11 protein-coding genes are annotated in these 12816 nt (G+C 64.3%); 6 read left to right on the forward strand and 5 right to left on the reverse strand.

The window, feature by feature from the left end; all coding sequences use genetic code 11:
* Positions 1 to 20: 20 nt before the first annotated feature.
* The 5 genes from BM374_RS09685 to BM374_RS09705 all read right to left on the reverse strand — a co-directional run bounded on the left by BM374_RS09685 (position 21) and on the right by BM374_RS09705 (position 6628).
* Positions 21 to 1793, reverse strand: coding sequence for an ABC transporter permease subunit (locus BM374_RS09685; protein WP_092291292.1), 1773 nt, complete (start codon positions 1791 to 1793; stop codon positions 21 to 23).
* A 4-nt stretch (positions 1794 to 1797) separates the two neighbouring features.
* Positions 1798 to 2898, reverse strand: coding sequence for an ABC transporter ATP-binding protein (locus tag BM374_RS09690; protein WP_092291910.1), 1101 nt, complete (start codon positions 2896 to 2898; stop codon positions 1798 to 1800).
* Between the two features lie 27 nt (positions 2899 to 2925).
* Positions 2926 to 4005, reverse strand: coding sequence for an ABC transporter substrate-binding protein (locus BM374_RS09695; RefSeq protein WP_092291294.1), 1080 nt, complete (start codon positions 4003 to 4005; stop codon positions 2926 to 2928).
* A gap of 4 nt (positions 4006 to 4009) precedes the next feature.
* Complete coding sequence (locus BM374_RS09700; protein ID WP_092291296.1) at positions 4010 to 5473, reverse strand: FAD-binding oxidoreductase; 1464 nt, start codon at positions 5471 to 5473, stop codon at positions 4010 to 4012.
* Positions 5474 to 5812: 339 nt separating this feature from the next.
* Entirely contained in the window at positions 5813 to 6628 is an 816-nt protein-coding gene (locus tag BM374_RS09705; RefSeq protein WP_092291298.1) for an IclR family transcriptional regulator, read from the reverse strand.
* A 152-nt stretch (positions 6629 to 6780) separates the two neighbouring features.
* Here BM374_RS09705 and BM374_RS09710 point away from each other — a divergent pair, with 152 nt between their 5' ends.
* Genes BM374_RS09710 through BM374_RS09735 form a run of 6 tightly spaced genes read left to right on the forward strand, consistent with a single transcriptional unit; the run spans position 6781 to position 12797 of the window.
* Positions 6781 to 7776, forward strand: coding sequence for an ABC transporter ATP-binding protein (locus tag BM374_RS09710; RefSeq protein WP_092291300.1), 996 nt, complete (start codon positions 6781 to 6783; stop codon positions 7774 to 7776).
* Positions 7763 to 8464 (forward strand): SDR family NAD(P)-dependent oxidoreductase, encoded by a 702-nt coding sequence (locus BM374_RS09715; RefSeq protein WP_349509985.1) that lies wholly within the window; start codon positions 7763 to 7765, stop codon positions 8462 to 8464. The genes BM374_RS09710 and BM374_RS09715 overlap by 14 nt, the downstream gene beginning before the upstream one ends.
* Positions 8461 to 8745, forward strand: a complete 285-nt coding sequence (locus tag BM374_RS09720; protein WP_092291302.1) for a (2Fe-2S)-binding protein — start codon at positions 8461 to 8463, stop codon at positions 8743 to 8745. The genes BM374_RS09715 and BM374_RS09720 overlap by 4 nt, the downstream gene beginning before the upstream one ends.
* Positions 8742 to 10112, forward strand: coding sequence for an FAD/NAD(P)-dependent oxidoreductase (locus BM374_RS09725; RefSeq protein WP_092291304.1), 1371 nt, complete (start codon positions 8742 to 8744; stop codon positions 10110 to 10112). Before BM374_RS09720 ends, BM374_RS09725 begins: the two co-directional genes overlap by 4 nt.
* Complete coding sequence (locus BM374_RS09730; RefSeq protein WP_092291306.1) at positions 10109 to 11269, forward strand: NAD(P)/FAD-dependent oxidoreductase; 1161 nt, start codon at positions 10109 to 10111, stop codon at positions 11267 to 11269. Before BM374_RS09725 ends, BM374_RS09730 begins: the two co-directional genes overlap by 4 nt.
* Positions 11247 to 12797: an ABC transporter substrate-binding protein gene (locus tag BM374_RS09735; protein WP_092291308.1), complete on the forward strand. Its 1551-nt coding sequence runs from the start codon at positions 11247 to 11249 to the stop codon at positions 12795 to 12797. Before BM374_RS09730 ends, BM374_RS09735 begins: the two co-directional genes overlap by 23 nt.
* The last annotated feature ends 19 nt before the right edge of the window (positions 12798 to 12816 follow it).

The raw sequence follows: 12816 nt of genomic DNA on the forward strand, positions 1-12816 counted from the left end.
TTCCTGAGAGAGTGGGACGGCTATCTTGCGGCAGCGCGCCGACGCAGATGTTCGGCAACGAAGATCAATAGTCCCATGAAGACGAACAGGCAGGTGGAGACGGCGGCGATCACCGGCGAAACCTGCAGCGTGACCTCGTCCCAGAACTGCTTCGGCAGCGTGGCATTGAGGCCGCCGGTCGCAAATAGCGCGATGGTCAGCTCATCGAACGACGTCGCGAAGGCGAACAGAAACGATGACATCATGCCGGCGCCGAGGATCGGAAAGGTGATATGACGCAACGTGGCGAACGGCCTCGCACCGAGGCTCTGCGCCGCGAGATCAAGTCGGGTGTCATAATTGCGCAGCACCGCCATCATGGTCATCACGACATAAGGCACGGCCACGACGGTATGCCCGAGGATGAGACCGAAGGCGCTGCCGACGAGACCGATGCGTGCGAACACGTAGAACAGGCCGACCGCGATGATCATGCGTGGCACGACGATCGGCGACAGGATGAAAGCGAGCCAGGCAGCCTTGCCCGGGATCTCGCTCCGCACCAGCAAGAAGGCGGCCGGCGTGCCGACCAGCATCGCCAGCAGCCCGGTTCCGATGCCGACCATCAGCGACCGCAGCAGCGCCTGCGTCCACAGCGGCGAGACCAGCACGGTCTCGTACCAATGCAGCGTAAAGCCCTGCGGCGGCCAATTGAGACCGCCATTGCCGAACGACAGCGGGATCATCAGGAGCGTCGGCAGACTGATGACGAGGAGCATGGCCCAGACGAACATCTGCAGACCGAGACCTGGCTGATCCGGATTGCGATCGCGCTTGCGCGAGGGCAGCAGGTCGATAATGCCATCGAACAGCGAGCCGAGCAGCGTCAGGAGCGTATCGCCGCCCTTCTGGATCGGTCCGCTCAGGCGCGACGGCACTGCCTTCCGTGCGGTGGCCGCTCCCGTCATGGTCGACAACCCCAGCAGCCGGTCGTAGGCGGCGAACACGACCAGCACGACGAGCAGGAGCAACACCGAAATAGCGCCGGCAAAGCCCCAATTCATGGTCTGTTGGATCTGGTCGATGATGAGCTGCGTGATCATGGTCTCGCGGCGGCCGCCGAGCAGCGCCGGCACGATGAAGAAGCCGATGGCCGTGACGAACACCATGATGCCGGCAGCAGCGACGCCCGGCAGCGAGAGCGGAAAATAGATCTTCCAAAACGCCATGCCCGGCCCTGCCCCGAGCGTCGCCGCCGCGCGCGGCAAGTTGCGATCGATGTTCTCCATGACCGACAACATCGTGAGAACGGCGAGCGGCAGGAGCGCATTGACCATGCCGACGAGAACGCTACCGAAATTGTAAAGCAGGCTCGCCGGCGTCGAGACGATCCCGAGCGACAATAGCAGCTTGTTGATGACGCCGTTGCGCCCGAGCAACACAACCCAGGCAAAGGCGCGCACCAGAAAGCTCGTCCAGAACGACAGCAGCACGAAGAACAGCAACCTTGCCTTCCGGTCTTTGCCGACGATCGAGATCAGATAGGCGATGGGATAGCCGGTGACGACACAAACCAGCGTCGTGACCAGCGAGATCTTCAAGGTGATGAGCAGGACATCGACATAGACGGAGGACGCGAAGAGCTGACGATACTGCGCCAGCGTAAAGCCGCTGTCGTTCTGCACGCTGAGCAGCAGCAGCTGGCCGACAGGATAGACCAGGAAACACACGAGCAGCAGCGCGAGCGGCCCGCCCATGGCGATCCAGCTCCATACCTGGCCTTGCGGCAACGCGCGCGATTTGGCAGACGCCATGACGTCAATGCCCTCCGCTATCGCCGATCGCAACCGCGTCCGACGGATTCCAGCCCACCGACACGAGCTGTCCGATTTCATGAGGGACCAGGCTCGAGCGGGTCGGATAGGCCGCAACCAGCTGCGGCAGCCCGGCCGTCTCCGGTGCGATGTAGAGTCTGGTGAGGCTGCCACTGATCATCACGTCGACGAGCCTGCCGGTCAGACCGCCCGCGCCGGTCGTGGCCGACTCGACATGCAGGTTCTGCGGCCGCACCATGACCTTGATCGGCTCGCCGGCGGTAAAGCGCGCCCCATTGCCGACGGCGCGCGAGCCGGCTTGTTGATGGGTCAGGACGATGTCGAGCCCATCTGCATCGACATCCCGCACGGTGGCGCTGAGCAGGTTGGACTCACCGAGGAAGTCCGCGACGAACACCGAACGGGGACGGAAGTAGAGATCCTCGGGCGTGCCGAGCTGCTCGATCGTGCCTGAATTCATCAGGCAGATGCGATCCGACATCGTCATCGCTTCTTCCTGGTCGTGGGTAACGTAGACGATCGTGGTGCGCAGCTCGCGATGGATGCGCTTGATTTCAAGTTGCATCTGGTCGCGCAGCTTCTTGTCGAGCGCGCCGAGCGGCTCGTCCATCAGGATGATTGCGGGTCGATAGACGATGCAACGCGCCAGCGCGATGCGCTGCTGCTGGCCGCCGGAGAGCTCGCGCGGATAGCGCTTTGCGACGTGCGGCAGGCGCACCGTCTCCAGCGCCTCCATCGTCCGCTTGCGCGCCTCGGCATCACTCATCTTCCGCATCTTCAGCGGAAATGCGATGTTGTCCTCCACGCTCATGTGCGGAAACAGCGCGTAGTTCTGGAACACCACACCGATGTCACGCTCATAGGCAGGGCTATGCGTCACATCCGCGTCGTCGATCAGGATCCGCCCCTCGTCCGGACGGGCAAGGCCGGCGATCAGGCTGAGCAGCGTCGTCTTGCCGGACCCGGAGGGGCCAAGCAGCGTGAGGAACTCTCCCTTGCCGACGTCGAGACTGGTCGGCGCCAGTGCGACGAAGTCGCCAAAGCGCTTTGACAGTTTCGAAATGCGCAGGCTCGACGGGACCATGGACAGCTCCGATTGCGGCAGCACGGATTAGCTCAGCACCCAGCTATTGAAGCGCTCGATCACAGCCGCCTGGTTCTCGAGCCAGTATTTCGCATCGATCTTCAAGCCGACTTTGATGTTGTCCGGATAGGTCGGGCAATTCTTCGCGATCTCTGGCTTGACGTAATTGAAGGCCTCCGGCTGGGTGAGGCCGGCGGGGAAATATTCCGTCAGTGCCGCCTGTCGCTTCGGGTCAGAGGCGAACTTGATGAACTCGCGACAGGCGTCCGCATTTGGCGTGCCTGCGAGGATCGACCAGTTGTCGCCGCCCCAAATGCCCTGGCTCCAGACGATCTCGACGGGCGCGCCGGCCGCTTGGGCCGCCTGCGGGCGGGACACCCAGGTTGGCAGCAGGTCGATCTCGCCCGACGTCAGCATTTGCTCGACCTGCGCACCGCTCGTCCACCACACAGCGACGTGCGGCTTGATCTTGTCGAGCGAGGCAAAGGCCTTGTCGAGATCGCACGGATACACCTGCGCGGTCGGCACGCCCGCGCCCATCAGCGCCTCCTCGATTGTGTCGAACGCGTATTTACGCACAGCGCGGCGGCCCGGGAACTCGTTCACATTCCAGAAGTCCGCCCAGGATTGCGGCGCCTTCCGGCCCTTGAAGGCGTCGGTGCGATAGGCCAGCACGGTGGTGTAGACGTTGGTGCCGACGCCGTAGGGCGACATGTATTCGGCCGGAATCGATTTGACCACCGGCTCGGATTCGAGGCCGTGCTTCTCGAGATAAAGCTTGTTGCCGGTCGTCAGCAGCAAGATCGCGGGCCAGCTGATTTTGGCCATGTCCCATGTGTAGTTCTTGGTGTCGACCATGGTCTTGATCTGGGCGACGGGCTCGGCATTGGCCTGAACGCCGACGACCTCGATCCCGGTCGCTTCGGTAAAGGGACGGTAGAATACCGCGCTATAGGCCTTGGTGTAGATGCCGCCGTCGTCGCGCACGACGATGCGCTTGCCTGCGGCGCGTGACGGTGACCAGACGGCCGGTGCGGCGAGCGCGACGGCGCCGGCACCAAGCAGCAGGCGGCGACGGGAGGTGATGATCTTCGGAAGCTGGCTCATGTCTTCAGTCCCCTCTTTGCGATGTTGCGATGTTTGGCGTGGCACTCGGTGACGGCGGCAGAACGCGGCCGGGATTGAACAGCCCCTTCGGGTCGAACGCATGTTTCACGGCACGCATCAAGGCCAGCTCGGCCTGCGGCTTGTAGCGGGTCATCTCGCCGATCAGCGTGCGCCCGACGCCGTGCTCGGCGCTGAAAGTGCCTCGCAAGGAGCTTGCGACCTCGTTCATGGCACGGCGGATGCGCTGAGCGACCGCGTCGCGATCCGGCAGCGCGTCCCATTGGGCAAAGCTGAAGAACGGAATGAAGTGAACGTTGCCGTCGCCGAGGTGGCCGACGATCACGAACCGAACATCTGCGATGATGGCTTGCACCGACGCCATCGCCTGGTCGATGAAGGCGGGCACCGCGGAGACCGGTACCGCGCAATCTGACGTAAGGCCCACGCCGGCCTTCTTGTTGGCTTCCGATACGCTGTGCCGAACCAGCCACATCGCTTTGCGCTGCGCTTCGCTCGACGCCAGGACGGCGTCGCGGATGATGCCGGCTTCGAGCGCGCGCTCGAGCACGCCTTGCATGGCCGCTGCCAATGCGCCGGGCTCGCCGGTGTCGGAGAGCTCGACCAGGACGTGCCAGGTATCGATCTCGGCAAACGGGCAGCGCCGACCCGGCACCTGCTCCAGCACGAGTCGAATCTGTTCGCCATTCATCAATTCGAACGCCGACAGGCGTGAATTGCAGGAGGCCTGGAACAGGCCGAGCACGTCGAGCGCCGTTTGCGGATTTTCGACCGCGAGCCAGGCGACAGCTTCCGCCGTCGGCAGCGGATGCAGCTTCAGCACCGCCCCCGTGATGATGCCCAGCGTCCCTTCCGAGCCGATAAAGAGGTGCTTGAGGTCGTAGCCCGTGTTGTTCTTGCGCAGCGCATAGAGCCCGTCCCAGATCGAGCCATCCGGCAGCACGACCTCGAGACCGAGCACGTTGTCGCGCGTGTTGCCGTAACGCAGCACGCCGGTGCCGCCCGCATTGGTCGCGATATTGCCGCCTATCTGACAGGATCCTTCGGCGCCCAGGCTGACGGGATAGAGTCGTTCCACGGCTGCGGCGGCTTCCTGGATGCTCGCGAGCACACAACCTGCATCGACGATGATGGTGTTGTTGACGGGATCGCGCGAGCGGATCCGGCGCATGCGCGTCAGAAGAACGATGACGGGGCGCTCGCCTTCGTCGGACGGCGTCGCACCGCCGCAAAGGCTGGTGTTGCCGCCCTGCGGCAGCACCGGCACGCCGCTCTCGACGCAGAGACGAACAACGGCCGCGACCTGCTCAGTGTTGGATGGAAGGACGGCGCAGAGCGCGGGCGCGCGAAAACGGCCGCGCCAATCTTCGGTGACGGCAGCGAGGTCCTCCTCGCGCGTCAGCACGGCCGTGTCGCCCAGCAACCGCTTGAACGCCTCGATCAGTGCCATCCGACCAGCCTCCCCTGGAGGACCGACGATGGCCCTGCCGCTCTTGACGTAATCGCAATACGATTAATTCAATCGCATCATGGTAACTATGAATTTCATGAGATGGCGAGTCAAGCCGGTGGGCCAACTTGGCCCGCACGACGATCACGGACATACACTCGCGGCGCAGCTTCACCGGATCGTTCGCCCTTCTTGGCGCAAATCCTCAAGCCGCGCTTCGCGGGCATCATCGGTGCATTGGAGCTTTCGGCATAGGCTCGAGCTGCGGCGGCTACAAAAGCCTCGCTCTGCAGCACGCATCACACGGCGCCGGTCGACGCTTTCCGCTCTCGGGACATCTCAATAGGATCCGGCATAATGCCCCGGCTTGCGCAAGGCGGCGTCGAACGGGTTGATCTTCGCCGCCAGCGCCTCTGCCTCGCGCCTTAGCACCTGGACCACTGTCGGCAAACGCTCGGCATTCAGCCGTTCGACTGTGGTGCCAATGCTGATGGCGGCGAGCGGTCGCCCTTCGCGATCAAGGACCGCAACGGCGACACCGGCCATGCCGGGCAGCAGCCCGCTGCCACGCGCAGCGTAGCCGGTTTCCCTCACCTGCTCGATTCCCTTGCGGAAGAACACCTCGTCGAATGGACCGAAATTGAGCAGACGCGGCAGGTTGAAGCGGATCACCTCGTCACGTTCCGCTTCCGGCAGGTGGGCCAGAATCGCCATGCTGGCCTGCCCGACCCCGAGGATCACTCTGCCTCCGATATCTCCGGTGAAGGAACGGATCGGCACCGGTCCCTCACAGCGATCGAGACAGACCGCGTCATATCCGCTGCGCACCAGCAAGAAGGCCGTATCGCCGAGCGCCGCCGATAGCCGTAACAGCCCGGGTCGACAAACTTCGCGCAGATTGCCGGGGTTCCCGGCACGGGCGGCAAGCGAAAAAAACTCGATGCCGAGCCGATAGTGCTTGTTGCGCGCGTCCTGCTCCACCAAGCCTTCATCGATCAGCATGCGCAGCAATCTGTGCGCCGAAGCCGGCGTCACGCCGGCTCTCTCGGCCGCATCCGTCAGCCGCATCCCCTCGCCGCCGCTCGCGGCCAGCACGCGCAGCAAGGCCACCGCGCGCGGCAGACTCCCGGAAGGCCCTGCGCCAACATCATCCATCAGTTGAAAATACTCCACTGAATGACGGCACCCAATTACAAATACCGGAAAAACTGCTCGTCACGTTTGCGCATATTGGAATATTGCATTGACACGCCGCGGAGCAAAGACCTGAATAGCGGGTGACGTCCTCGCTCCGGCAGTCCAGCCCCATGCGCGAACCGGTCTTGCGTGTCGAGAATCTTCGAGTCGAATTTCGCGTTCGTGCGGAGTGGTACCCGGCCGTCGACGGCGCATCCTTCACCCTCGAGCGCAACCAGACGCTGGCGCTGGTCGGCGAATCCGGCTGCGGAAAGTCGGTCACCGCGCTCTCCATCATGGGCCTCGTCCCGGAGCCGCAAGGTCGCGTGTCGGCGGACCGTATCCTCCTCGACGGAACCGATCTGCGAACGCTCGATGAGACGAAGCTCGAAGCGCTGCGCGGCGACCGCATGACAATGATCTTCCAGGAGCCGATGACGAGCCTGAACCCGGTGATGAGCGTCGGCGCGCAGGTTGCCGAGGCGCTCCGCGTCCATCGGGGGCTATCGCGGGCGGATGCGCAGGCGAAGGCGCTGGCGGTTCTCGAGGAAGTGAAAATTCCGTCCGCCAGGCACCGCTTCCACGATTATCCTCATCAATTCTCGGGCGGCATGCGCCAGCGCGTGATGATCGCGATGGCGCTTGCGTGCGAACCGACCCTGCTGCTCGCCGACGAACCGACGACCGCCCTCGATGTGACGATCCAGGCGCAGGTGCTTGGGCTGTTGTCCGACCTGAAGGGCCGCCATGGCATGGCGATGCTGTTCATCACGCATAATCTCGGCGTCGTCGCACAGATCGCCGATCGCGTTGCGGTCATGTATGCGGGCCAGATCGTGGAAGAAGCGCCGGTGCACGCGGTGTTCGCGAATCCCGCTCATCCTTATACGCGCGCGCTATTCTCGGCGATCCCGCGCATGGATCGTGCGGAGCAGTCCCTCGCCGCCATTCCCGGCCGCGTTCCGCCCCTCAACGACATGCCGAAAGGGTGCCGTTTCGCGCCACGTTGCCCGTTACGACGCGATGGGTGCGAGGCGCCACAGGTTCTGGCGGCCGCCGCCCCAGGGCATCTGGCGCGTTGCCATGTCGCAACCAACACTTTTGCAAAGGAGTATGCCCGTGCTTGACGCCTCTGGCCGGGTCGTAATGGTCTCCGGTGCCTCGCGCGGGATCGGCCGCGCGGTGGTGGAGCGCCTGGTTGATGGCGGCTATTTCGTCTCGGCCGGTGTACGCGATGCACGCGGGCTTGCCGCGTCCGATCGGCTGATGCTGCACCGCTATGATGCGGAGTCGCTGCCCTCGGCGGAAGCATGGATTGCAGCGACGATCAATCGTTTCCACCGGCTCGACGGACTGATCAACGCGGCCGGAATCAATCCGGAAGCCGACCTCACCGATCCCGACGAAACGGCGCTCGATGCCATGATGCTGATCAACGTCAAGGCGCCGATGCGGCTCATTCGCCTCGCGCTGCCGCACCTGGCCAAGGGCGGCGAAGGACGCGTGATCAACATCGCCTCGATGTCGGGCAAGCGGGTCCGCAATCCCAACGTCGGTTACGCGATGAGCAAGTTTGCGCTCGTCGCGCTCACGCATGCCGTGCGGCAATACGGCTGGGACCACGGCATTCGTGCGACCGCGATTTGCCCGAGTTTCGTCGCGACCGACCTGACCGCGAATGTCACCAAATGGCCGCGCGAGAACATGAGCGATCCGCACGACATCGCCGAACTGATCACGACGGTCCTGCGGCTGCCCAACAGCGCCACCATCGCCGAACTGCTGGTCAATTGCCGGCTGGAGGACATGCTATGAGATTGCAACGTCTGGCGGAGACGGATCGCCCCGCGGTGTCTTTCACGCTCGACGGTCGCCCCATGGCCGCGCTCGAGGGCGACAGCCTGCTCACGGCGATCCTCACGGAAGACACCTATCTCCGGACGAACGAATTCGGCGACGGCCGGCGTGCGGGCTTCTGTCTGATGGGGGCATGCCAGGACTGCTGGGTCAGCGTCGAAGGCAGCGGTCGCGTGCGCGCCTGCAGCACCCCGATAACCGAAGGCATGCGCGTGTCGCGCGGGACGGTGCAGCCATGAGCGTCGTGATTGTCGGCGCCGGCCCGGCCGGCACCCGCGCAGCGGAGGTCCTCATCGGCGCGGGCCTACGCCCAACCGTAATCGATGAAGCGCCGGACAACGGCGGGCGCATCTATCAGCGCCAACCGGCCGGGTTTCACCGCGTTGCGCGTGTTCTCTACGGATTTGAGGCCGACAAGGCACGTGCCATCCACGAGACTTTCGACCGGCTGCGCGCGTCGATCGACTTCCGCCCGCGAACGCTCGCCTGGAATTTGCGGCCTGGCCTGATCGACACGATCTGCGACGGCAAGGCGCGAGCAATACCCTTCGCGCAGACCATCCTTTGCACCGGCGCAATGGATCGGGTCATCCCGCTGCCCGGCTGGACGCTGCCCGGTGTCTTCACGCTCGGTGGAGCACAGATTTCATTAAAGGCGCAGGGCTGCGCTATCGGTGCGCGTGTCGCCTTTCTTGGAACAGGTCCTCTGCTCTATCTCGTCGCCTACCAATATGCCCGCGCCGGGGCCCACGTCGCGGCCGTGCTGGACACGACGGCGTTCGCCCGGAAGGCTGCGCAGGCATTCGGGCTGGCGCGCGGCGGCGCGACTTTCGTCAAGGGCCTCTACTACATCGCCTGGCTGCGCGCGCACGGTGTTCCCATAGCCGAGAGCGTGACGCCTCTCGCAATCGGGGGCGAGGGCCAGGTTCAATCCGTGAGCTGGCGTGATGCGCGCGGCACCACGCATGAGGTCGCGGTCGATGCCGTTGCACTCGGTTTTGGATTGAGGCCGGAGGCCCAGCTCGCCGATCTCGCTGGTGTGCCGTTCGACTTCGATCCCGTGCAGCACAACTGGGTGCCGCGCAAAGATCCGAGCGGGAAAACCCCCGTCGCAGGTGTGTTCCTTGCCGGCGACGGCAGCGGCATTCGGGGAGCCGATCTCGCCGAGGCGGCTGGCGCGCGCGCCGCCTGGAGTGTGCTGGCAGCACGCGGACTGGCGGTTGACGCCGGCGCCGTGGCGCGTCTCGATGCGCAGCTTGCAGCCGGCGCCGCCTTCCGCGCCGCATTGGAGCGCGCGTTTCCATTTCCGGCAAAGCTCGCCGCCGGTATGGCCGACGATACGATCCTTTGCCGCTGCGAGGCGATCACGGCGGGTGAATTGCGCGCAGCCGCGAACGAGACGCTGGCGACGCTTCCGCCGCCGGAGGTCAATCGGGCGAAAGCCCTGACCCGAGTCGGCATGGGGCGCTGCCAAGGCCGCGTCTGCGGCGCGGCCGCAGCCGAAGTACTGGCATCGACCCTGTCCTGCCCGGTCGAAGAGGTTGGACGCTTGCGTGGACAGCCACCGGTCAAGCCAATCCCTATCCTACCCGCGGAGGCCGCATGAGTGCGACGGCGACCGATGTCCTGATCGTCGGCGGCGGCGGGGCCGGCTGCTCCACGGCACTTCATCTCGCAAAACGCGGTGCGCGATGCATCCTGCTCGAGCGCGGCCAAATTGGCGGACAGGCCAGCGGCGTCAACTACGGCGGCGTGCGCCAGCAAGGCCGGCATCCGGCGGAACTGCCGCTCGCCCGACGCTCCCGCGAGATCTGGACCAGGCTGCCGGAGCTGATCGGCACCGACTGCGAGTTCGAGGTCACGGGACACCTGAAGCTCGCGCGCAACAAGACCGAGGAAGCCGACCTCGTTGCCTATCTCGATGTCGCCAAGGCCAACGGCCTTCCCCTCATCATGATCGGCGGCAACGCCATCCATCAGCAATATCCGTGGCTCGGCCCTGACGTCGTGGCTGGCTCGTTCGCGCCCGACGACGGCGCCGCGAACCCGCGCCTGTTGAGCCCGGCTCTGGCGCGCGCCGCACGCGATGCTGGTGCCGATATCCGCGAGTTCATGCCCGTCGACAGGTTTGCTCACGACGGTGCCCAGTTCATCGTGACATCGGGCGAGCACGAATTTCGCGCGCGATATCTCGTCAATACGGCCGGTTATTGGGGCGGTGCGGTTGCAGGCGCATTCGGCGAGCAGGTTCCTGTGTCCCCGCTCAATCCCAACATGCTCGTGACCGAGCCCCTGCCCTATTTCATCACGCCAAATCTGGGCGTCGTCGGCGGCGACGTCTACCTGCGTCAGATCCGACGCGGCAACGTGATTTTCGGCGGAGGCCGCGGGCACTCGGACCCGGACATTCCATCATCGCGGCCCTCGCCCAAGGCTAGCTATTCCGTCATGGCCAAGGCGCTGCAGCTCGTCCCGCAGCTTTCGGGCGTTCAGGTGATCCGCAGCTGGACCGGGATCGACGGCGAGATGCCGGACGATATTCCGGTCATCGGGCCGAGCCGCACGACGCCCGGCCTGCTTCATGCGTTTGGATTCTCGGGTCACGGCTTCCAGCTCGGCCCGGCGATCGGGGCAATCATGACCGAGCTCGTGCTCGACGGACACACGGATGTCCCGCTCGAGCCATTCCGTATCGATCGTTTCGCAGCGGACCAATCAATCAACCAGCAGGGACAGACACATGACGCTTCGCATCACGCTTAGTGCGGCACTCGCGGCTGCCACCCTCGTTGCGATGCCTGCTTCGGCGGCACCGAAGACCGACCTGAAGGTCGGTATGGCGGCCCAGGATGTTGGCCAGCTCGATCCACACCGCGCGGTCAGCACGATCGACCGCACCGTCGTGGCCTGGATATACAACGGCCTCGTGCGATTCAAACCGGGGACGATGGATCCCAAGCAGATCGAGCCGGATCTCGCGGAGAAGTGGGACTCGAGCTCGGACAAGCTCGACTGGACGTTTCATCTGCGTCACGGCGTCAAGTTTCACGGCGATTTCGGCGACCTGACGGCCGATGACGTCGTCTTCAGCCTCAAGAGAGCCAGCGACGCCAAGACGTCGGCCTTCTCCGCCGACTTCGCCGCGTTCAAGACCATCGAGGCAACGGATCCCTACACGGTCCACATTGTCCTCGCCCGGCAGGTGCCAAGCCTGCTTGGGCTCCTCACCAACTACTCCGGCGGCTACATCGTCAGCCGCAAGGCGGTCGAGAAATATGGCGCGGACTTCACACGCAATCCGGTCGGCACCGGTCCCTTTGCCTTCGTCTCCGACACTCCGAACCAGTCGCTCGAGCTTGCGGCGTTCGACGGATATTTCCGGGGCAAGCCGAAACTCGAGCATGTGAGCTATCGCTACATCCCCTCCGACTCCTCACGCGACCTTGCTTTCCAGAACGGCGAAATCGACCTCATCTACGGCAAGCAGGATCAAGCCTGGATCAACCGTATCCGCGCCTTGCCGAACTCGGTGGTCGACGTGTTCGAGCCGGGTGAGCTCGCCAATCTCAACCTCAACATCACGGCGAAACCGCTCGACGATATCCGCGTGCGGCAGGCGATCGCCTACGCCGTCAACCGGCCCGAGCTCGTGAAGTGGCAGGGCGCCGACACCGCGCGTCCCGGCCAGAGCGTGATTCCGGCTGGCTACCTCGGATCCTCCAACGATGTCGGTCTCGTCAATACCGACATCGCCAAGGCGAAGGCGCTGCTCAAGGAGGCAGGCTATCCCGATGGCGTCACGATCAAGATCATCCACACCCAATTGCCGCAGATGCTGGGCAGCATGCAGGTCGTGCAGGCACAGCTGCGCAAGGCTGGCATCAATCTCGACATCCAGGTCGTCGATCACGCCACCTTCCATCAGCAAATCCGCAAGGATCTCAGTCCAATCGTCTACTACGCCGCGGCGCGCTTCCCCGTGGCGGACATCTACCTCACTCAGTTCTTCCATTCGGCCAGCATCGTCGGAAAGCCGACGGCGGTCACCAATTTCAGCCACTGCGACGTGGCAGACAAGGAGATCGACGCCGCCAAGGCCGAGACCGATACCGAGAAGCAGGTCGCGCTCTGGGTGGAGGCCCAGAAGAAGATCGTTGCAGCCGTTTGCGCCGTTCCGCTCGCCGAAGCCCTGCAGATTTGGGCACATCGCACCGACCTCGACTATGGCTACGATTTGAAGGCGTCGTTGTCGCTCGGACCACTCCTGACCGAAGCCACGCACTTCAAATGAGGTCGGCGCGACCGAGCCA

Origin of the sequence: Bradyrhizobium sp. Ghvi (genome assembly GCF_900115265.1) — a bacterium.
Classification (GTDB): Bacteria; Pseudomonadota; Alphaproteobacteria; order Rhizobiales; family Xanthobacteraceae; genus Bradyrhizobium.

What these genes read in the sequence shown, in the direction of transcription:
- BM374_RS09685 (WP_092291292.1), bottom strand. Translation starts at nt 1,793, where the DNA reads ATGGCGTCTGCCAAATCGCGCGCGTTGCCGCAAGGCCAGGTATGGAGC.
- BM374_RS09690 (WP_092291910.1), bottom strand. Translation starts at nt 2,898, where the DNA reads ATGGTCCCGTCGAGCCTGCGCATTTCGAAACTGTCAAAGCGCTTTGGC.
- BM374_RS09695 (WP_092291294.1), bottom strand. Translation starts at nt 4,005, where the DNA reads ATGAGCCAGCTTCCGAAGATCATCACCTCCCGTCGCCGCCTGCTGCTT.
- BM374_RS09700 (WP_092291296.1), bottom strand. Translation starts at nt 5,473, where the DNA reads ATGGCACTGATCGAGGCGTTCAAGCGGTTGCTGGGCGACACGGCCGTG.
- BM374_RS09705 (WP_092291298.1), bottom strand. Translation starts at nt 6,628, where the DNA reads ATGGATGATGTTGGCGCAGGGCCTTCCGGGAGTCTGCCGCGCGCGGTG.
- BM374_RS09710 (WP_092291300.1), top strand. Translation starts at nt 6,781, where the DNA reads ATGCGCGAACCGGTCTTGCGTGTCGAGAATCTTCGAGTCGAATTTCGC.
- BM374_RS09715 (WP_349509985.1), top strand. Translation starts at nt 7,763, where the DNA reads ATGCCCGTGCTTGACGCCTCTGGCCGGGTCGTAATGGTCTCCGGTGCC.
- BM374_RS09720 (WP_092291302.1), top strand. Translation starts at nt 8,461, where the DNA reads ATGAGATTGCAACGTCTGGCGGAGACGGATCGCCCCGCGGTGTCTTTC.
- BM374_RS09725 (WP_092291304.1), top strand. Translation starts at nt 8,742, where the DNA reads ATGAGCGTCGTGATTGTCGGCGCCGGCCCGGCCGGCACCCGCGCAGCG.
- BM374_RS09730 (WP_092291306.1), top strand. Translation starts at nt 10,109, where the DNA reads ATGAGTGCGACGGCGACCGATGTCCTGATCGTCGGCGGCGGCGGGGCC.
- BM374_RS09735 (WP_092291308.1), top strand. Translation starts at nt 11,247, where the DNA reads ATGACGCTTCGCATCACGCTTAGTGCGGCACTCGCGGCTGCCACCCTC.